The 20,049-nt window shown below is 70.5% G+C and carries 18 protein-coding genes; 13 read left to right on the top strand and 5 right to left on the bottom strand.

Features of this window, described 5'->3' with window-relative positions; all coding sequences use genetic code 11:
• The first annotated feature begins 51 nt into the window (after positions 1 to 51).
• Positions 52 to 1,527 (top strand): DUF2868 domain-containing protein, encoded by a 1,476-nt coding sequence (locus Tharo_RS16040; protein ID WP_245880939.1) that lies wholly within the window; start codon positions 52 to 54, stop codon positions 1,525 to 1,527.
• Positions 1,528 to 1,541: 14 nt separating this feature from the next.
• On the top strand, positions 1,542 to 2,930 hold the full coding sequence (locus Tharo_RS16035) for a GTPase/DUF3482 domain-containing protein (protein ID WP_107222480.1): 1,389 nt from the start codon (positions 1,542 to 1,544) through the stop codon (positions 2,928 to 2,930).
• Between the two features lie 41 nt (positions 2,931 to 2,971).
• On the opposite strand, the gene Tharo_RS16030 is transcribed toward Tharo_RS16035, so the two are convergent.
• From Tharo_RS16030 to Tharo_RS16015, 4 genes are read right to left on the bottom strand one after another with little or no spacing between them, the layout of a single operon-like run.
• On the bottom strand, positions 2,972 to 3,343 hold the full coding sequence (locus Tharo_RS16030; protein WP_107222062.1) for a thiol-disulfide oxidoreductase DCC family protein: 372 nt from the start codon (positions 3,341 to 3,343) through the stop codon (positions 2,972 to 2,974).
• 21 nt (positions 3,344 to 3,364) lie between these two features.
• Positions 3,365 to 3,658, bottom strand: a complete 294-nt coding sequence (locus tag Tharo_RS16025) for a type II toxin-antitoxin system HicA family toxin (protein WP_107222061.1) — start codon at positions 3,656 to 3,658, stop codon at positions 3,365 to 3,367.
• Entirely contained in the window at positions 3,655 to 5,361 is a 1,707-nt protein-coding gene (locus Tharo_RS16020) for an ATP-binding domain-containing protein (protein WP_107222060.1), read from the bottom strand. Before Tharo_RS16020 ends, Tharo_RS16025 begins: the two co-directional genes overlap by 4 nt.
• 8 nt (positions 5,362 to 5,369) lie before the next feature.
• Positions 5,370 to 6,905 (bottom strand): IS1096 element passenger TnpR family protein, encoded by a 1,536-nt coding sequence (locus Tharo_RS16015; protein WP_107222059.1) that lies wholly within the window; start codon positions 6,903 to 6,905, stop codon positions 5,370 to 5,372.
• A gap of 241 nt (positions 6,906 to 7,146) precedes the next feature.
• Here Tharo_RS16015 and Tharo_RS16010 point away from each other — a divergent pair, with 241 nt between their 5' ends.
• From Tharo_RS16010 to Tharo_RS15970, 9 genes are all read left to right on the top strand, one after another.
• The gene (locus Tharo_RS16010) at positions 7,147 to 8,715 is read left to right on the top strand and encodes a site-specific DNA-methyltransferase (protein WP_107222058.1); all 1,569 of its coding nucleotides are present in this window, start codon (positions 7,147 to 7,149) and stop codon (positions 8,713 to 8,715) included.
• Positions 8,706 to 11,645: a DEAD/DEAH box helicase gene (locus Tharo_RS16005; protein WP_107222057.1), complete on the top strand. Its 2,940-nt coding sequence runs from the start codon at positions 8,706 to 8,708 to the stop codon at positions 11,643 to 11,645. The genes Tharo_RS16010 and Tharo_RS16005 overlap by 10 nt, the downstream gene beginning before the upstream one ends.
• A 2-nt stretch (positions 11,646 to 11,647) precedes the next feature.
• Positions 11,648 to 11,998: a DUF6883 domain-containing protein gene (locus tag Tharo_RS16000; protein WP_107222056.1), complete on the top strand. Its 351-nt coding sequence runs from the start codon at positions 11,648 to 11,650 to the stop codon at positions 11,996 to 11,998.
• Positions 11,999 to 12,043: 45 nt separating this feature from the next.
• Positions 12,044 to 12,649 carry an IMPACT family protein gene (locus tag Tharo_RS15995; RefSeq protein WP_107222055.1) on the top strand — a complete coding sequence of 202 codons (606 nt, stop codon included), beginning with the start codon at positions 12,044 to 12,046 and terminating at the stop codon, positions 12,647 to 12,649.
• Between the two features lie 205 nt (positions 12,650 to 12,854).
• A complete protein-coding gene (locus Tharo_RS15990) occupies positions 12,855 to 13,190 on the top strand; it encodes a hypothetical protein (protein ID WP_107222054.1) in 336 nt (111 codons plus the stop codon).
• Between the two features lie 167 nt (positions 13,191 to 13,357).
• A complete protein-coding gene (locus Tharo_RS15985; protein WP_245880938.1) occupies positions 13,358 to 13,894 on the top strand; it encodes a cupredoxin domain-containing protein in 537 nt (178 codons plus the stop codon).
• A gap of 3 nt (positions 13,895 to 13,897) precedes the next feature.
• On the top strand, positions 13,898 to 15,403 hold the full coding sequence (locus Tharo_RS15980) for a cbb3-type cytochrome c oxidase subunit I (RefSeq protein ID WP_107222053.1): 1,506 nt from the start codon (positions 13,898 to 13,900) through the stop codon (positions 15,401 to 15,403).
• A complete protein-coding gene (locus Tharo_RS15975; protein WP_107222052.1) occupies positions 15,400 to 16,014 on the top strand; it encodes an SCO family protein in 615 nt (204 codons plus the stop codon). Before Tharo_RS15980 ends, Tharo_RS15975 begins: the two co-directional genes overlap by 4 nt.
• A gap of 32 nt (positions 16,015 to 16,046) precedes the next feature.
• Positions 16,047 to 16,664 carry a hypothetical protein gene (locus tag Tharo_RS15970; RefSeq protein WP_245880937.1) on the top strand — a complete coding sequence of 206 codons (618 nt, stop codon included), beginning with the start codon at positions 16,047 to 16,049 and terminating at the stop codon, positions 16,662 to 16,664.
• Between the two features lie 70 nt (positions 16,665 to 16,734).
• Here the strand turns inward: Tharo_RS15970 and Tharo_RS15965 are convergent, their stop codons facing one another.
• A complete protein-coding gene (locus Tharo_RS15965; RefSeq protein ID WP_107222051.1) occupies positions 16,735 to 18,123 on the bottom strand; it encodes a sigma-54 interaction domain-containing protein in 1,389 nt (462 codons plus the stop codon).
• A gap of 214 nt (positions 18,124 to 18,337) precedes the next feature.
• Here Tharo_RS15965 and Tharo_RS15960 point away from each other — a divergent pair, with 214 nt between their 5' ends.
• Both Tharo_RS15960 and Tharo_RS15955 read left to right on the top strand, forming a co-directional pair.
• The gene (locus Tharo_RS15960; protein ID WP_107222050.1) at positions 18,338 to 19,174 is read left to right on the top strand and encodes a formate/nitrite transporter family protein; all 837 of its coding nucleotides are present in this window, start codon (positions 18,338 to 18,340) and stop codon (positions 19,172 to 19,174) included.
• 91 nt (positions 19,175 to 19,265) lie between these two features.
• Entirely contained in the window at positions 19,266 to 20,018 is a 753-nt protein-coding gene (locus Tharo_RS15955; RefSeq protein ID WP_107222049.1) for an SDR family NAD(P)-dependent oxidoreductase, read from the top strand.
• Positions 20,019 to 20,049: the final 31 nt, after the last annotated feature.

Genomic DNA, 20,049 nt, shown 5'->3' with positions numbered 1-20,049 from the left:
GGCGGACATTGTTATCCTGTTGTCCTCGTCCCTGTCCTGTGCCGTACCGTCTTGACCGCTCCCGTTTCCCTGTCCCTGTTCGAAGCGCGCTGGCTGGCCGAAGTCGTCCGCCGTCATGAAGAACATCACGGCCTGCTCGAAGATGCGGCCGAGCCGGCGGCGGCGTCCGCTGCGGCTCCCGCTGCGGTTCCCGATTTCGAAGGCCGGATCCTGTGCCGTGCAGAGCGGCTCGGAGCGCGCCAGGGCTGGCGCGCCGCCATCCTCGCCTGGCGGCGGCGCGCCCGGACGCTGCTGCTGGTCGCGCTGGCGCTGGCGCTGGTGCTGGGCTTTGGCGCCGCGGCGGGCGTGCTCGGCGACGGCTCGCGGCCGGTCAACGTGGTGTGGACGCTGGGCGGCTTGCTCGGGGTGCACGCCCTGAGCCTGTTGCTGTGGCTGGCCGCGATGGCTTTGCAGGGCCGGGGCGGCGGGCGCATCCGCGGCGGCGGCAGCGCTGGATGGGTGTGGCTGCGCCTGGTCGCCTTCTTCGACCGCAGCCGGACGGCGGCGGACCTGCCGCTGGCGCTCGGCGGCCTGCTCGGGCGCGGCCGGCTGGCCGGCTGGGGCATCGGCGCGGCCAGCCATGCGCTGTGGCTGGCCGCGCTGCTCGGCGCGACGGGGGGCGTGCTGCTGCTGCTGGCGACGCGGCGCTACGGCTTCGTGTGGGAAACGACGATCCTGCCGGCGCGCAGCTTTGTCGATCTGAGCGCCGCGGTGGGCGCCCTGCCCGCGCTGCTCGGCTTTCCGGTGCCGGATGCGGCGATGGTGACGGCCAGCGGCGAGGCGCCGCTGCTCGACGAGGCGGGCCGGCGGGCCTGGGCGGGCTGGCTGGTGGGGGCGATGGTGGTGTATGGCGTGCTGCCGCGGCTGCTGCTCGCCCTGTGCTGTGCCGGGCTGTGGCGCCGCGGCCTGGGCCGGCTGCGGCTGGACCTGTCGCGCCCCGGCTATGCCCGCCTGCGTGCGGTGCTGATGCCCGGCAGTGCGCGCATCGGGGTCAGCGACCCCGCGCCTGCGGTCCTGCCCTGTCCGCCTCGCCCGGCGTCGCCGGCCGGCCACGGGGCCGCTGCGGTGGCGGTGGCGATCGAGCTCGGCGACGACCTCGCCTGGCCGCCGGCCGTTGCCGAGGGAGCGGAGGCGGGGGCCGGGGGCACGCGCGGCCGCGGCGCCTGGGAGGATGGCGGGCGGCTCGACAGCCGTGAGCAGCGCCGCGCCGTCCTCGGCCGGCTCGCGGCGCGGCCGCCGGCGCGCCTGCTGGTCGCGGTCGATGCGCGCCAGACCCCCGATCGCGGTACGCTCGGCCTGGTCGCGGAGCTCGCCGCGTGCGCCGTGGCGACGCGGGTGTGGCTGTGCGCCGGCGCGCACGCGCCGGTCGGGCGCACCGCGCAGTGGCGTGCGGGGCTCGGCCGTATCGGGCTGGATGCGGCGGCGCTGTTCGAGGACGCGGCCGGCGTGCGCGCCTGGCTGGAGACTCCGGAGGCGGACGACGCATGAGTGGCATGAGCGGCATGGGCGAAATCCTGCGCGTGGCCGTGGTCGGCCACACCAATACCGGCAAGACTTCGCTGCTGCGCACCTTGGCGCGCGACGTCGGCTTCGGTGAAGTGTCCGATGCCGCCGGCACCACCCGCCATGTCGAGGGCCTGCAGCTGATCGCCGACGGGATCCCGGCGCTCGCCCTGTTCGACACCCCGGGCATGGAAGACGCGATCGCCCTGCTCGAATTCATCGACGGCCTGGCGGCGCCCGGCGAGCGCATCGACGGCCCCGAGCGCATCGCCCGTTTCCTCGCCACGGCGCAGGCTGGCACCCGCTTCGAGCAGGAAGCGAAAGTGCTGCGCCAGCTGCTGGCGAGCGACGCTGCGCTCTACGTGGTCGATGCGCGCGACCCGGTGCTGCCCAAGCACCGCGACGAACTGGCGCTGCTCGCCGCCTGTGCCCGGCCCTTGCTGCCGGTGCTCAACTTCGTCGCCGCCCCCGCCACCCGGGCCGCAGACTGGCGCGCTGCGCTCGCCCGCCTCGGCCTCCACGCGGTGCTCGGCTTCGACACCGTGGCGCCGCCGCTCGATGGCGAGCGCGAGCTGTTCGACACCCTCGCCACCCTCGTCCATGGACACCGCGCTGCGCTCCAGCGCCTGATCGAGGCGCGTGCGCGCGAGGCCGGCGAGCGCCGCAGCGCCGCCCGCCGGCTGGTGGCCGAACTGCTGGTGGAACTCGCGGCGCGGCGCGAGCCGGTCGCCGGTGACGACGAGGCCGCCCTGCAGCAGGCGCTGACCGCGCTGCGCGACGAGGTCCGCGCGCGTGAGCAGGGCTGTGTCGATGCGCTGCTGCGCCTGTACCGCTTCCGCGCCGACGATGCGCGCGCCGGCGAGCTGCCGCTCACCGACGGACGCTGGGACGACGACCTGTTCAACCCCGAGACCCTGCGCCAGATGGGCATCCGCCTGGGCACCGGGGCGGCAGCGGGCGCGGCGGCCGGGCTCGGCATCGACCTGGTGGCCGGCGGCCTGACCCTGGGGGCGGCTGCCGCGCTGGGCGCGGTCGCCGGTGGCCTGTGGCAGGCGTTCGGCCACTACGGCGAGCGCATCGCGGCGAAACTGCGGGGGCAGCGCGAGCTCACCGTGGACGACGCCATCCTGCGCCTCGTCGCGCTGCGCCAGCGCGCGCTGCTGCTGGCGCTCGAAGGGCGGGGGCATGCGGCGATGACGCCGATCGTGCTGCCGTCGCCGGCCGCTGGCGCCGATCCCGCGGTGCAGCGCTGGCGTAGCGGAGCGCTGCCCCCGGCGCTGGTGCGCGCGCGCGCCCACCCGGAGTGGAGCGTGCGCGCGGGCGGCTCCGGTGAGGGTGGGGAGGAGCGGGACGCGGCGGTCGAGGCGGTCGCCGGCTTGCTGGACTGAAATGCCGCGCCGGGCTGCGCTGGGGGGCGCCCGCCGCCGTCCTACAGCCGCCCGCTCGCGCGCAGGCGGTGGAGTACGGCCGTACGGTACAGCCACGACAGCAGCGGGCGGATCACCGGCAGGCCGATCAGCCAGGCCAGCGGGCGCAGCCGCGGCGTGCGCGCCATCAGCACGATGTAGGCATCGAGTTCGCGGTGGATGCGGCCGTCGGCGCCGGCCACGTGCAGCTCCCGCAGCGCCGCGTGCGGGTCGATGCCGCGGCGGCGCAGCTCGTCGTCGCGGCCGCTGATGTCCACCCAGCAGGTGTCTGCGGCGTGCTCGCCGGCAAGCCGCTCGTAGCGCGCCCGGTCGCGCACGCAACGCGGGCAGGCGCCGTCGTAATAGACGGTGAGCGGGTCCCGCGCGGTCGCCATCGGACGCTCCTCCCGCCGTGCTCAGGAACCGGTCTCGTGCGCGCGCTCGGCGTCATAGCGCGCGGGCGTGACTCCGGCGTCGGCGAGGAACTCGCGCAGCTGCTTGACTGCCTGGCGGTTGAACTCGTTGCCGTGATGGGGGTGGTGGAGGAGGAACTCGTGGCGGTTGAGGACGACGCGAAAGCGCGCGCCGTGGCCGGCCTCGACGACGGCGCCGAGGTGGTGGAGCAGGGATTCGACCTCGCGCCACTGGATGCCGGCCGGCGGCGGCTCGCGGAACAGCGCCTCCAGGACATTGCGGTGCTTGTTGCTCATGATGGGCCTCGCTGCGGGAGTTCCGATGCTTCCATCTTAGCTGCTGCGGCGGCGTCCGGCGTGAGCCGGGCAGCGGCGCGCTCCGATGCGATCAGGATCAGCTTCAGCGTCGCCCGCGTGGCGCCGACGAAGAGCTTGCGCAGGGTGAGCTCGTCGATCGCCTCGAAGTCGATTTCGGTGAACAGGATGCAGGGCGCGGACTGGCCCTTGAAGCGGTACACCGAGTCGATCCGCAACTCGCCCGGCGAGTGCTCGGGCTCGCCGAGGAGGTCGTAGCGCCCGGTGAAGGCGCGCAGGCGATGCGGGCCGAGCTGCGCGAGCGCGGTGAAGCGCGAGTGCTCGCGGCCGCGGAACGTCAGCAGCACGATCTCCTCGCGGCGGAAGCCGAGACCCAGGGCGCGGGTGATCGCGCGCTTGGTGGCCTCCATCAGCCCGGCTTCGTCCCGCCAGGCGAGCACTTCGGGCGCGCTGTCGGCCACCGGGCTGCCGGCGCGCACCGGCGCGGGCAGCGGCAGGCAGGCGTTGAGCAGGGCAAGCACGTCCGCCGGCGTGCGGTAATTGGTGTCGGCGCTCAGCCCCGCCCAGCCCGGCAGCGCCACCGGCGGGCGGCCGTAGAGGTTCTGCAGCGGGTCTTCCAGCCACCAGGCGCGGCCGCCGGGCCGGAGCAGCGCGAGCAGGGCATCGCGCCAGGTTTCGGTGAAGTCCTGGCCCTCGTCGACGATCAGCTCGTCGAACAGCCAGGCAGGATCGGGCTGTTCTTGCGCCAGCGCGGCGAAGTCGGCTTCCATGCGGCGGAAGGCGCCGGGCGCGCCGAACGCCGGCTTGCGCCCGGCGTCGCGCAGGCGGCGGTCGCAGAGCTGGTGGTAGGTCGCCACTTCGCCGCCGGGCGGGGCGATGCGCGCGAAGTGGTCGGCGAGCGGGCGGTTGTAGCACACGTAGAGCGGCCGCCGGCCGGCGGCGAGGGCGTCGGTGTAGGCGGCCAGCGCGAGCTGGGTCTTGCCGCTGCCGGCGGTGGCGGTCACCCGCAGGCGGTGCGGCGCGAGCGTGATCCGGCGCGCCCATTCGGTGAGCCCGCCGGCGAGCCGGGTGGTGAGCGCGTCGGCCTGGCCGGCGTAGGCCTGCACGTCGGGCACCAGCTCCAGCAGATCGGCGAAGAAGCGGTGCAGGGCCTGGCGCTGGGCGGGGTCGAGCACCGGGTCGCCGTCCTGCGGCCGGGTCAGCGCGGCGACGCGTTCGGGCAAGGCGTCGCGGTGGGCGGCGTCGACGATCCGGGCCGGATCGAGCCCGGCGGTGCCCGGCTGGCGCACGGTGTGGTCGGGGCAGTGCAGCAGCACGTCGAGCACCGGTTCGGCACCGCCGAGCAGCGGGCGCAGGCGGGTGCGCAAGGCGTCGGCGTTGCGTGCCAGCGCCACGCTGATGCTGTGCGTGCGCCGCCGCCCGGGGGGCACCAGGCCGGCGGCGGTTTCGTCGAGAAAGCCGGCGTGCTGCTCGATCAGCAGCACCCGCCCGCCCGCGCCGACGACGGCGAAATCGACCGCGCCGAACACCGCCGTGTCGCCCTCGGCGCGCGTCCAGTGCAGGCCGTGATAGATCGTGCTGTCGTCGGGCAGCGCCGCGGCGAGGCGGGCGAGGGTGGCGAGTGCGCGCCCGCGCGCGCCTTCGGCGGGAAGCAGGCGCCAGCCTTCGGGGTGGGTGCGGGCCATAGCGGGCTTCAGCGGATGCGCTTGAACAGGGCGTCGACCCGCTTCTGATGAGTGGCGAGCTTGAAGGTCTCGGGCTGGTACGGGCCGAGCCACTGGAGCAGTTCGCGGCTCTCGGCGCTGCGCGGGGTGCGCTTCGCTTCGAGGATGCGGTCGTAGCCGTAAACGCCGCCGCAATCTTCCGGCGGGCAGGCGCGCGCGCCGTCGATCAGGGCGGCCGGCCTGCGCAGGGGGTCGCTCGGCAGGCGTTTTTCGATCGTGATCCGATGGCGCCAGTCGTCGCCGAAATCGTACACATAGGTGAAGCTTCTGCGCCGGCCGATCACCTGGCCGAGTTCGACTTCTTCGCCGGGCAGGACGGTTTCGCCGAAGGAGTGGTCGTATTCGGCGGTATTGCCGATGCGGTAGCCGCCGACCTCGAATTCGTGCAGGTGGGCATCCTCCCAGCCCATCGCGGTCTGGATCAGGTGGTGGAGCGCGGCGAAGCTCAGCGTGTTCTCGACCTCGAGGCGGCGCCAGATCGGCGGCTCGATATCCTCCAGGGCGATATGCAGCAGCAGGCGGCGTTCGGGGTAGTCCCGGGGAAGTTCGTCGAGCAGGTCGCCGATCGCATCGCCCTCGACCAGCGCGTGCAAGGCCTCGATCAGGGGGCGGTGGTCGTAGTCGGAGTCGCGCGCAAGCCGGGCGGACCAAAACTCGACGCGTGCGCGCGCTTCGTCGCGCCGGCCTTCGGCCAGCAGCAGCAGCACTTCGAGATGCGACAGCGTCGGGTCATCCGGGGTGAGGCGCTGCGCTTCCTTGAATGCCTGCCAGGCGCCGGCGGAGTCGCCGCAGTCGGAACGGATCGTTGCCGCGCGCTGCAGGGCGGTGCTGCGCAAGATCCGGTCCGGAGCCTTCTCCAGGCGGGCGAGCAGCGCATCACGCTGTTCGCACCGCTGCAGGGTGAGGTAGCTGTTCAGCAGGATATTGGCCGCGTGTTCGGCACGCTCGTCGAGCTTCGCCGGGTCGGCGAAGAGCGGTTCGAGCAAGGCGACGACGTCATCGAAGCGACGTTCGTCGAACCAGCGTTCGGCGACCAGGCCGAGCACCTGCGGCGGTGCGCCGACGTCGGCGAGGCCTTCCCTGGGCAGATGGCCGAGCACGCGCGCCAGCATCTCGTCGGGCGGCAGGAGCAGCGGCGGGGTGTCGACCGCGCCGCAGCACTGCTTGTACTTGTGCCCGGAGCCGCAGGGGCAGGGGGCGTTGCGTTCGGGGCGGGCGAGCTTGCGCGGGCGGAAGTGGTTGTCCGGGATCGGGGTCGTGTTCCACAGTTCGAACGCGATGTGGGTGGCCAGGCCGCGGGCGGCGCGCTCCACGTCGCCCGGCGTGGCTTCTTCGTCCTCGGCGGCGAAGGCTGCGGCGAGCGGGCGCAGGGCCTGCTGCAGGTGGGCGAGCAGGGTGGAGAAGTCGTTCGATTCGAGAATCACGCCGACGCCACTGTCGAAGATGCGGCTCATCGCCCCGAGCGGATCGATGACGTGCGGGGTGGAAGCGTTGGTTTCGGTCATGGGCTGCAGAAAGCGGGGTTCGTTGGTGGAGTGGTCCGCGCGGGCGAACCTGCGGCGGCAAGCCGGATTAAACCTGATTCCCGCCGCTGCAGGGGCATTGTTCACCGCCGTGCCGTCGAAGTGGGGGCGCGATGCGCTATCCTCGCCCGTCGGCCTTGCGCGGCACCTGCGCTGGTGCACTCCGCGCCGCCGCCGGCTGCGGCTACAATGACATCAACATTGACGCGAACACTTTCCGCCCATGCCCATCCTCGACTGGCTGAACAAGCGCCAGGCCCTGCAGGCCGCCGCCGCCGTGCCCTACCATCTGCTCGACATCGAAGCCGTGCACGGCGAGCCCGCGGCCGACAACTGGCTGATCCAGGGCGATAACCTCGCGGCGCTCAAGGCGCTGCTCCCCTTCCATGCTGGGCGGGTCAAGTGCATCTACATCGATCCGCCCTACAACACCCGCTCCGCCTTCGAGCATTACGACGACAACCTCGAGCACAGCCAGTGGCTGTCGCTGATGGCGCCGCGGCTGGAACTGCTGCGCGAACTGCTCGCCGAGGACGGCAGCATCTGGGTGTCGATCGACGACAACGAGGGGCACTACCTGAAGGTGTTGATGGACGAGGTGTTCGGGCGGGGGAATTTTGTGACGACGGTGATTTGGCGGAAGAACTACTCACCCAAGTCGAGTGCTCGCCACTTCTCCGAAGACCACGATTACTTACTGGTGTATGCGAAGAACGGCGAGGCTTGGACGCCGAATCCAATGCCGCGGACGGAGAAACAGGACAAGGCTTACCGTAATCCCGACAGCGACCCCCGCGGACCTTGGAAACCTGGTGACTTGTCGGCTCGAAACCCGTACAGCCTTGGCATTTACTCCATCACTTGCCCGTCGGGGAGAGAATTGTCGGGGCCCCCACCGGGAACGTACTGGCGAGTTTCGAAGGAGAAGTTGCAGGAACTTGATCGCGACAACCGGATTTGGTGGGGGAAGGACGGAAACAACGTGCCAGCGATCAAGCGGTTTCTTTCGGAAGTGAAGCAGGGAGTTGTGCCGCAGACTTGGTGGCATTACGACGAGGTAGGGCATACACAGGACGCCAAGCGGGAGGGGATCGGGCTGTTTGGTTCGGAAGTCTTCGGTACTCCCAAACCCGAGCGCTTGATCGAACGCATTCTCCACATCGCCACTGACCCCGGCGACCTCGTGCTCGACAGCTTCCTCGGCTCGGGCACGACCGCCGCGGTCGCGCACAAGATGGGCCGGCGCTACATCGGCATCGAGATGGGCGAGCACGCGCGCACCCACTGCCTGCCGCGGCTGCAGAAGGTGATCGCGGGAGAGCAGGGCGGGATCTCCAGGGCGGTGGACTGGCAGGGCGGCGGCGGGGTGCGCTTTGCCCGCCTCGGCGCGCCGGTGTTCCTGCCCGACGGCCAGGTCGATCCGCAGATCGGCTTCACCACCCTGGCGGCGTGGATCTGGTACCAGGAGACGCGCACGCCGTGGCGGCCCGAGCTCGTCGACGCGCAGCCGGTCTCGCCGCTGCTGGGTGTGCACGAGGGGCGCGCCTACTTCCTGCTCTTCAACGGCGTGCTCGGCGACCGCCGGCCGCAGGGCGGCAACGTGCTGACCTCGGCGGTGGCGGCGCTGCTCGACGAGACGGCCGAACGCGCCGGGGTAGCGGCGGGGACGCCGCGGGTGGTGTTCGGCGAGGCCTGCCGCCTGTCCGAGCTGCGTCGCCGTGCACTCGGTATCGATTTCCGCCAGATTCCCTATGACATCCGCGCGCGGCAGGAGGCTCCGGCATGGCGCTGACGCTCAAGCGTTATCAGCGCGAGGCGCTCGCCGCGCTCGCGCGCTTCTTCACCCTGGCCCGCGGCGCGCGCGACGAGGCCGCGCTCGACGCCGCCTTCCGCCAGACCCTGCTTGAACAGGAGCACGCGGCGGAGACGATCCCGCCCTATCTGGCGCAAGGTTTCGTCAGCGACGAAGGGGCCACACCCTACGTGTGCGTGCGCATTCCCACCGGCGGCGGCAAGACCCTGCTCGGCGCGCACGCGCTCGCCGCCGCGGCCCGCCACTACACCGGGCAGGACCGCCCGCTGGCGCTGTGGCTGGTGCCGACCAACGTGATCCGCCAGCAGACGCTTGTCGCCCTGAAGACCCCCGGCCACCCCTACCGTGAGGCGCTGGAGGCGCATTTCGGCGTGGATGGCGTGCGCGTGCTCGACATCGCCGACAGCGACCAGATCCGCCCGCAGGACATCGGCGCGCGTGCGCTGGTGATCGTCGGCACGCTGCAGGCCCTGCGCGTGGACGACACCTCGGGGCGCGACGTCTATGCCTACAAGGAGGCCTTCGAGCCGCACTTCGAGCGTGCGCCCGAGCTGCCCGGCTTCGAGCGCGTGGGCGAGCGCGATCTCGAGGCCCAGCCCTACCTGGGGTGTGGCGACCTGGGCAAGGTCAAGCGCAGCTTCGCCAACCTGATGTACTGGCACCGCCCGGTGGTGATCATCGACGAGGCGCACAACGCACGCACGCCGCTGAGCTACGACAGCTTCGCCCGCCTGCGCCCGGCGGCGCTGATCGAGATGACCGCCACGCCGGTGCGCCAAGGCCGCCACCGCAGCAACGTGCTCTATCACGTCTCGGCCGAGGAGCTGAAGGCCGAGGAGATGATCAAGCTGCCGATCGTGCTCAGCGCCCATCCCAACTGGGAGGAGGCGGTACGTGATGCGCTGCTGACCCGCACCCGGCTCGCCGAGGAGGCCGCGCGCGAGCTGGCCGCGGGCGGCGATTACCTGCGCCCGATCCTGTTGCTGCAGGCCGAGGACAAGCGCGGCGAGATCACCGTCGAGCGCCTGCGCGAACATCTGATCACGCAGGAGCACGTCGCCCCCGAGCGCATCGCGGTCGCCACCGGCACGCAGCGCGAACTGGACGGCGTGAACCTGTTCGATCCCGCCTGCCCGGTGGAGGTGGTGATCACCGTCGAGGCGCTCAAGGAGGGGTGGGACTGCTCCTTCGCCTATGTGTTCTGCAGCCTGCAGAACGTCGGCTCGAGCCGCGACATGGAGCAGCTGCTCGGCCGCGTGCTGCGCATGCCCTACGCGAAGCGGCGGCGCAGCGAACTGCTCAACCGCGCCTACGCTCATCTGGCGAGTACGCAGAGCGCGCGCGTGGCCGGGGAGCTCGCCGACCGCCTGGTGGCGATGGGCTTCGAGGAGCTGGAGGCGGTGCAGGCGGTGTTCCCGACCAGCTTGCCGCTGTTTGGCGATGCGGGCGCGGAGGGCGAACCGTCCGCACCCGCCTTGCCCGCGCTGGAGCTGGTGCTACCGGCGGCCGCGGCGGCCGGCCTGTTCGCGCTCGATGGGGGGGCGGCGATGCCGGCGCTGCGCATCGAGACGCGGCCCGATGGTGATCTGCGCGTCTGCCTCGATGCCCCGCCACCGCCCGAGCTGCGTGCCGCCCTGGTTGGCGCGTTGCCCGAGCGCAAGGCGCGCGAGGCGTTGATGCACGAGCTCGACCGCTTCGAACTTCGCCACCGCGCATTCACTTCGCCTTCGCAGCGCGGCGTTGCCTTCCGCCCGCTGCCCCTGCTGTGCGTGCGCGATGCGCAAGGCGAGCTGGAACTGGCCGAGCGCGAGACGCTGCTCGATCTGGCCGGCTTCGCGCTGGCCGAGCAGCCGCCGGAACTTCCCGGATTCCACCCGGACGAGGCGCCGGGTGCCTACCTGGTGGATCTGGATCGCGGGCGTCTGCGCATCGAACAGGAACGCGCCGGCTACGCGGTGAATCTGGATCTGGTGCCGACCACGGTGAGCGAGACCGACCTGCTGCACTGGCTGGACGCTCGCCTGCGCGAGCCGGGTACGCCGCAACCGCAGATGCTCGCCTGGCTCGTTCGCGTGCTGCGCTGGCTGGAGCGCCACGAAGGCCATACGCTGACCGCCCTGGTGCGCCATCGCAACCGGCTCGCCGATGCGCTCGCCGAACGCTTGCGCGTGCTGCGCGAGCACGCCCAGCGCCAGGGCCTGCAGCGCGTATTGACCGGTTTCGAGACCCCGGCCTGCATCAGCGCCGAGTACGTGTTCGTGTTCGGCCGTGGGCTGTATCCGGCGCGCCCGCCGTATTACACCGGGCGTTACCGCTTCGCCAAGCACTACTACGGCGTGGTCGGTGATCTGCAGGAGGCTGCGGCGCGCCAGAGCGACCACGAATACCACTGCGCGGTCGCGCTCGATGGCCTGGCCGAGGTGCGGCACTGGGTGCGCAACCTGCCGCGCTTTCCGGAGTTCTCGTTCTGGCTACCGACCGCGAGCGACCGCTTCTACCCCGACTTCGTCGCCGAACTCGAGGACGGCCGCCTGCTGGTAGTCGAGTACAAGGGCGAGGGCTACAAGAGTTCGGACGACGCGGTGGAAAAGCAGCGCGTGGGCGAGTTGTGGGCGGGTTTGAGCGGCAACCTGTTCCTGCTCGCGGTCGAGCGTGATGCACAGGGGCGGGGTGTGGCCGAGCAGTTGCGTACCTGTATCGGTGCTGGCGAGTGCGCGATTCCGGAGCATGCCCGGGTGGTCGCGCGGGTCGACATCGGTTTCGACGGTGGTGTGGTGCCTGCGGGCAGCGAAGGCACGGTGGTGTCGGTGTACGACGGTGGTGCGGCCTATGCGGTCGAATTCGGGGCGATGGCCGGCCCGATGGGTGTCGTCTTCGCTGCTGCGGCCGTGCTGCGCCGGGTGTCGTGAGGATGGCCGCCGAGATGTTGCCGGGGGTGGAGTGTGCGCAGGTCGAACGCCGCAAGGTGCTCGATTACCTGCTCGCGACCGCACATCCGGACGGCGGGCCGAAGGCGCGCTTCTTCCTTGCCCGCGGCGCGCGTGCGGATGCCTGGGAAACCTTCGCGAATATCCTGATCGAGCACGCGCGGCGTAATCCGGTCGTCGGCGTGCGCGATGATCCGCAGGGGCGCGCGCGGCTGTTTCAGATCGACTGCCGGGTACCGATGCCGGACGACTCGGCGCCGTGCATCCGCACCGTGTGGGAGTTGCGCAAGGGTGCCGCCTGTCCGCGGCTGGTCACCGCCTATCCTGCCGTGTGAGGGGGCTGGCGAAGCCTGCCCGCCCTTGCTCTACAATCCCGCCCCATGCCGCTCACGCTCGCCGCCCCCGTCCATAGCGAACTGATCATCAAGAAAAGCCGCTTCATCGGCTGCGTGCAGCCGATGGCCGACCGCGCCGGGGCGCAGAAGGTGGTGGCCGCGCTGTGGGCGCAGCATCCGGGCGCGCGCCACGTGTGCTGGGCGCTGCTCGCCGGCGGCCAGTCGGCGGCGGTCGATGACGGCGAGCCGAGCGGCACCGCCGGGCGGCCGATGCTCGACGTGCTCCGCCATAAGGACCTCGAAGGCGTGCTCGCCACCGTGGTGCGTTACTTCGGCGGGGTCAAGCTGGGGGCCGGCGGCCTCGTGCGCGCGTATACCGACGCGGTGGCGCAGGCCCTGCTGCAGGCCGAAAAAGTGCCGATCGTGCGCCTCAAGACGCTGTGCTGCGTCATTCCCTATGCGCTCGAAGGCCTGCTGCGGCGCGAGCTCGATGCCGCCGGTGCGCAGGGGCTGGAGGTGGTGCACGGGGCCGAAGTCGAGCTGTGCTTCAGCCTGGCCGAGGATGCGGCCGCAGCGCTGGTGGCACGCCTGAACGAGGCCGGCCAGGGGCGGGTGCGCTGGCAGGCGGACAAGGATCTTCCGGGACGGTAGGCGCAGCGTAACGGATGTTCATTGCGGACGAAATATGAACGTTCATAATGGACGTAACGGCCGTAGTAAACGGTCGCACTTCCCCGCGGTGAATTTTGTTTTCAATAAAAACAGCAAGTTGCAAAAGTGGTACGGAATTTGCCTCATAAGGTGATGTAAGCAGTGCATGGTGCGCTGCTTATCGACAAACTTAGAGAGGCTCACAATGAAAAAGCAATTCCTGACCATCCCCGCGCTCGTCCTCGCCATCGCCGCCGCTGCGCCGGCCCAGGCCAAGATCGTGACTTCCGAGGCAATCGTCACGCTCGGCGCCGAGCGCCTGGTGGAACTGACCAACCAGGGGCAGACCACCCTGAAAGTGCTCGTCCGCACCGGCCACGGCGTGGTTTCCGAAGGCAATCCCGACGGCAACGATATCGCCGAGTACTTCGTCGCGCCGGGCCAGGCGGTGCTCGTCAAGGGCCGCTACCAGGCCTACGAATATGTCCCGACGCCGGATTCGGTGAAGGTGTTCGAGGCGATGTATGCGCCCGGGCACTGAGTGCCGGACCAGGCCGGTGATGGCGCCACGCGCCACCCGGCCCGCGATCCCGCCAGGCCGGCCCGGATCGGTGCACTCCGCTCGCCGCCCGGCGAGCGGGCGCCACCGGGGCAGTGAGCGGGGCGCGTGGCGGGACCACGCCTGAAATCGAGGAAAGGGGAGAAAACATGCTGCAAGACATTGTCTGGATCATCTCGCTGGTGCTGATGGCCGTGGTCGGCCTCGGCTGGGGCTTCGTGCTGCTCAATTCGGGCGCGCGCGAAGAGAATTACGCCCCGCTGCAACAGCGCGCCTACCGTTTGCGGGCGCGCTTGTTCTGGGGGCTGGTGGCGGTGTTCGGGGTGCCGATGGTGCTCACCCTGAGCGACCTGCCGTATGACGCGGTCCGCCCCGCGCAGGCCGGCGGCGAGGCCCAGGTGGTCGACGCCACTGGCTACATGTGGCGTTGGGAACTGAGCGAGGAGCGCATCGAGGCCGGCCGGCCGGTGGAGTTCCGCGTCCGCAGCGCCGACATCAACCACGGCTTCGCGATCTACGACGAAGAACTGAAGATCGTCGCCCAGGTGCAGGCGATGCCCGGGCTCACCAACACCTTGCGCCACACCTTTACCCGGCCCGGCACCTACCGCGTGCTGTGCCTTGAGTACTGCGGCCTCGGCCACCACAACATGTTCGCCGAATTTACCGTCGAAGAAAGGAGCTGAGCGATGGCAGCCTACAACTATCATCCCGCGCCGGACCACGGCGCGAAGGCCGGCGTGCTCGCCTACCTGGTGACCGCGGCGGCGGTCCTGCTGCTGCTGATGGTGTTCGGCCTGTTGATGCGGCTGGAGCAGGGGGAGCTGATCGAGCTCGGCCCGAACGGGTTCTACCAGCTCATGACCGTCCATGGCGCCGGCATGGTCGGGATTGCCGGCATCGGCGGTGCGGCGGTGATGTGGCATTTCCTCGGCCACTACGTCGCGCTCTCGGCGCGCCTGCTGCTGGTCAATCTGGTGCTGTTCCTGATCGGGGTGGCGATGGTCCTGGGCAGCGTCTTCCTGGGCAATTTCCACGCCGCGTGGACCTTCCTGTATCCGCTGCCCAGCCATTCGATGGGCTTGTGGAGCACCGGGGCGGCGGCGCTGTTCCTCGCCGGGATGCTGGTCATCGGCACCGGCTTCCTGCTCTTCCACCTCGACATCGCGCGCGCGCTCATCGCCCGCTACGGCAGCTTCGCCCGCGCCCTGGGCTGGCCCCAGCTGTTCGGCACCGACGACGGCAACGCCCCGCCGCCGACCGTGGTCGCGAGCGCAATGGTGACCATCGTCAACGTCGTCGGCCTGGTCGTCGGCGCCAGCATCCTGGCGATGATGCTGGTCAATCTCTACGCGCCCGGGTTCGCCATCGATCCGCTGCTGGCGAAGGGCATGATCTACTTCTTTGGTCACGTCTTCATCAACGCCACCATCTACATGGCGGTGATCGCGGTGTACGAGATCCTGCCGCGCTACACGCGCCGGCCGTGGAAGTCGAACAAGGTCTTCCTCGCCTCGTGGACGGCGTCGACGCTGATGGTGATGTTCATCTTCCCGCACCACCTGCTGATGGATTTCGGCTTCCCGAAGTGGATGCTGATGGTGGGCCACATCATCGGCTACCTGAACACGGTGCCGATCCTGGTGGTGACCGGCTACGGCGCGCTGATGATCGTGTACCGCTCGGGGATCCGCTGGGACATGGGCACGCGGCTGCTGTTCCTGTCGATGCTGGGGTGGGCGGCGGGGGCGATGCCGGCCTTCATCGACGGCACGATCCGGGTCAACTACGTGATGCACAACACCCTGTGGGTGCCGGGGCATTTCCACACCTACCTGCTGCTCGGCATGGTGTCGATGCTGTTCGGCTTCATGTACTACCTGACCAAGCCGGCGAAGGATGGGGCGGGTGCGGGTGCGGCCGAGTCGGCCCTCGATCGCCTCGCCTACTGGGCCTATCTGGTCGGTTCGCTCGGGTTCACGCTGACCTTCCTTTATTCGGGCAAGGAAAGCGTTGCCCGCCGCTACGCCGAGCATCTGCCTGAATGGGTGCCGTACGACCGCGCCGGCTCGTTGTTCGCGGCGCTGATCATCGCCGCGGCGCTGGTCTTCGTGCTGCGCTTCCTGGCCCGCCTGGGCCATGCCGGCAGCAGCCACATGCGGGCGAGCGTGCCGGCCGGAGTGGTCACGGTATGAAGTCCGGGGCGCGGAATTTCGCTGCCGCGGTGGGGGTCGCCGCGCTCGGGACCGCCACCCTGTGGTGGGGCAGCGACGGCTTCACTGCCTTCACCAGCGAGGCGGCGCGCCGCCTGAGCGTGCTGGAAAATCCGCGCCCGCTGCCGGCCGTCGCCCTCGAAGACCAGGACGGCCGGCGGTTCACGCTGCAGGACTACCGCGGGCGGCTGCTCGCGGTGGAGTTCATCTACACTCGCTGCGAGACGATCTGCTACAGCCTGGGCACCGCCTTCAGGCAGATCCGCGACCAGGTGCCGGCCGCTGCCCTCGGGCGTGAGTTCGCGCTGCTGAGCATCAGCTTCGATCCGGGGCACGACGCGCCCGCCCGCCTGCGCGACTACGGTCGCCGCTTCGGTGCGGACGGCGGGCACTGGCGGATCGCGCGCCCGGCCGATGCCGACGGCCTGCGCGCGCTGCTCGCCGCGTTCGGCGTCGTCGTGATTCCCGATGCGTTCGGGGGTTTCGAGCACAACGCCGCGCTGCACCTCGTCGGCCGCGACGGCCGGCTCGAGGAGATCCGCGACCTCGACGCGGTGGCGCCGTTCGTCGCCGCGCTCGGAGCCCGGCTGTGAGTCCGGCTGTAAATCCGGCTGTAAATCCGGCTGTGAGTTCGTGGCGCATTCCCCGCAAGCCGGCGGCGGTCGCGCTCGCCGCCGTCTATCTGGCGCTCGCCCTGCCGCCGGCACGCGCCTGGCTGGAAGCGTCGATGGTCGGCCACATGCTGATCCAGATCCCGCTGCTGGCCGCACTCGGGGTGTGCGCCGGCCTGCTGCTGCCGGCGCCGCGCCGGGCCGCGCTGCGGGCGGCGCTGGGCGGGCCGCTCGCCTGCCTGCTCGCTGCCGTGTTTGCGTCCACCTACTGGATGCTGCCGCGGGCGCTGGATGCGGCGGTGCTCGATCCGCTTGCCGCGCTCGCCAAGTTCTCCAGCCTGCCGCTGCTCGTCGGCCTGCCGCTCGCACTCGCCTGGGAGCGGCTCGGCCTGATCGGCCGGGGCTTCATCTGGACCAACCTGATCAGCATGCTCGGGTTCACCGGCTGGCTGTACCTCGCCGCCCCGCTGCGGGTGTGCAACACCTACCGGGTCGATGAGCAGGCGCGCGTCGGCTGGTGGATGATCGGGCTCGCGCTGCTGCTGTTCGCCTTCTGGCTGGGCGGGCTGTTCGCCGGCCGGCGTCCGCCGTGCGCCGCTCCCGGGCGCGGCGCCGACGGGCAGCCGGCCTGAGCGATCCGCTCCGGCGCGCTGCGGCCGGCCCGGACCGACGGCCTGGAACGACCGGCCCGGAACGAGCAACTCAGCGCGCGGAATCGAGCTCGGGGTAGCGGGCCAGCCGCTTCCACAGCGTGGTGCGCGAAATGCCCAGACGGCGTGCGGCTTCGGCCTTGTTGCCGCCGGCGGCGCGGAGGGCGTCGCGGATCGCGGCGCGCTCCTCGTCCGCGGACGGCGGCGGCGCGTAATAGCGGGTCAGGGGTTTGGCGGGCGGGGGGCGGATCGGTGCGCTGTCCGCCGCCGGGGCGGCGGCAGAGAGCGCGGCCAGTTCCGGCGGCAGGCTTTCGGGCGGGATCAGGGCGCCATCGGACTGCACCACCGCGTACTCGAGGCAGTTGAACAGCTGGCGGGCGTTGCCGGGCCAGTCGAAGGCCTCCAGCCGGCGCATCGCTTCCGGGGACAGGCGCAGCGGGGGGCGGGCGTAACGGGCGGCCAGGGTCGCCAGCATGTTGCCGACGAGCAGGGGGATGTCCTCGCGCCGCTCGCGCAGCGCCGGAATGTGCAGCGGCAGCACGCACAGGCGGTAGTAGAGGTCCTCGCGGAACAGGCCTTGGGCGATCATCGCCTTGAGGTCGCGGTGGGTGGCGGCGATGATCCGCACATCGACCTTGCGCGCTTCGTTTTCGCCCACGCGCACGATTTCGCGCTCCTGCAGCACGCGCAGCAGCTTGACCTGGGTGGCGGGCGAGATCTCGCCGATTTCATCGAGGAACAGGGTGCCGCCGTGGGCCGCCTCGAACCGCCCGGTGCGGGCCGTCAGGGCGCCGGAGAAGGCGCCGCGCGAATGGCCGAACAGTTCGGTTTCCTGCAGCGTCTCGGGCAGGGCGGCGCAGTGGACGGCGACGTAGGGGCCGCCCGCGCGCGGCGAATTGTCGTGCAGCGCGCGTGCGGCGAGCTCCTTGCCGACGCCGCTTTCGCCGCTGATCAGCACGCTCGCATCGCTCGCCGCGGCGCGCAGGATCTTCTGGTAGAGGTCCTGCATCTGCACGCTGCGCCCGGTCAGGCCGCCGAGCTGCCAGTGCTCGCGCACTTCGGCTTCGAGTTCGCGCTCGCGCGAGCAGTCGCGCAGGATGATCGTGCAATGCACGCCGGCGGCGTTGTGCGGCACCCGCATCGCCCACACCCGCAGGGCACGTTCGCGGCCGTCGGCGTTTTTGATCAGCACGTCCTGGATCTTGCGCTCCTCGCCGTCGTCCGGCGTCAGCGTGCACAGGCCGCTCGTTCTGCAGTGGTGGGCGCAGGGCATGGCGGGGAACAGCGACGGACAGGGGCGGCCGACGAGCTCGCGGCTTTCGCGCTGGAGCATCGCGCTCGCCGCCTCGTTGTTGGCGAGGATGCCGAGCTGGGCGTCGAGCAGCAGCACGCCTTCTTCCAGGGAGTTCAAAAAGCTGCTGCTCATCAGGAAATCGGACATCGGGCCTTTCCTTCGGGGACGGTGGGCGCAGTGTAGCGGACGTTCATTGTGGACGCAAGTTGAACGTTTATGGTGGACGTTAACGCTGGGGTGGACGGTCGCGTTCACCGCGGATGAATTTGTTTTTCAATAAAAACAGTGAATTGCAAAATTGGTACGGAATTTGCGTCACAGGATGATGTAACGCTCAAACAATGTTCGCGGAGAAATCGCGATGGACCATTTTTCTTCCTCCCGGTTGATGGACGAGATCGCAGCGACCAGCCGCAACAAGGCCGCGCTGAGCATCGCCGGGATGCTGCTCAAAGGCTTTCTTTCCGGTGCGCTGTTCGCCTACGCCACGGCCTTCGCCTTTACCGTGTCCGAGGGCCTGCCGGCAGGGGTCGCCACCCTGGTGTCGGCGGCGGTGTTTCCCGCCGGCTCGGCGATCATCGTGCTGCTCGGGCTCGAACTGGCCACCGGCAACTTCGCCGTCCTGCCGTTCGGCCTGGCGCGCGGCAGCAACCGGCGCGGCGCGGTGGTGCGCAACTGGAGCTGGGTCTATCTGGCCAACTTCCTCGGCAGCGTCTTCGTCGGCGGCCTGCTCACCTTCGCCCTGACCAAGGGCTTCACCGAGAGCGCGGGTGCGCTCGGAGCGAGGATCGTCGCCGTCGCCGAAGCGAAGACGCTGGCCTACCAGCACGCCGGCGCCAGCGGCTGGTTCACCGCGCTCGTCAGCGGCGTGCTGTGCAACTGGATGGTGGCGCTCGGCACCGTGCTCGGCCTCGGTTCGACTTCGTCGATCGGCAAGGTCACCGCGGTCTGGCTGCCGATCTCGATGTTTTTCGGGCTCGGGCTCGAGCATTCGGTGGTCAATATGTTCGTCGTGCCGACCGCGATCGCCCTCGGCGCCGACATCGGCGTCGGCCAGTGGCTGTGGTGGAACCAGCTTCCGGTCACGGTCGGCAACCTGATCGGCGGTGTCGTGCTCACCGGGCTGCTGCTGCATTTCGGCCATCCGGCCGCGGCGCCGGATGCGGAGCCGGCCGTACTCGCCGAAGAGACGCTGTAACCGCGCCCGGCGTAGGGCACGATAGGGGGCGGGGGCAGGTCGAAAGCTTGCCTCGGCGGAGGTCGATTTTCCCATTTTGAAGGAGCACATCATGGACCACAGGCTGGCAGGAAAAACTGCCGTGATCACCGGCGCAAGCAGCGGCATCGGCCGTGCGATCGTCGAACACTACGTCGCCGCGGGAGCGAAGGTGGTCGCCTTTGCCCGCAACCGGGCGGCGCTCGAGGCGCTCGCCGCCGCCCATCCGGGGGCGGTGCTCGCCGTCAGCGGCGACGTCACCCGCCCCGCCGACCTGCAGCGCCTCGCCGACGAGGCGGTGAAGGCCTTCGGCGGCGTCGACATCGTGGTGCCGAATGCCGGCATCGCCCGGGTCGTGTCCTTCGAGGACAGCACGCCCGAAGCTTTCGACACCCAGTTCTCGGTGAACCTGTTCGGTGCGGTCGAGACCGTCCGCCGCCTGCTGCCGCATCTGCGCAAGGGCGGCTCGGTGCAGTTCATCAGCACCTTCCTGACCCAGGTCGGCTTTCCCGGGCTGGCGATCTACAGCGCCAGCAAGGCGGCGCTGAAATCGATCACCCAGACGCTCGCGGCCGAGCTCGCGCCGCAGGGCATCCGGGTCAATGCGATCGCCCCGGGGCCGATCGGCACGCCGCTGTGGGGCACGGTCGGGCTGCCTGCGGACGTGCTCGACAACGTTGCGCACAGCCTCACCGCGCGCCTGCTGCCGGGCGCTTTCGGCCGCCCGGAAGACATCGCCGCGACTTCGGTGTTTCTCGCCTCCGATGACGCGCGCAACATCTACGGCCAGGAGATCGTCGTCGACGGCGGATACACGGTGGGCTGAGCGGCGCCGTCCGCGCCCGCCTGCGGTGCGG

It is taken from the genome of Thauera aromatica K172, from assembly GCF_003030465.1.
Lineage (GTDB): Bacteria > Pseudomonadota > Gammaproteobacteria > Burkholderiales > Rhodocyclaceae > Thauera > Thauera aromatica.
This window is presented reverse-complemented; position numbering and strand designations above follow the sequence as displayed.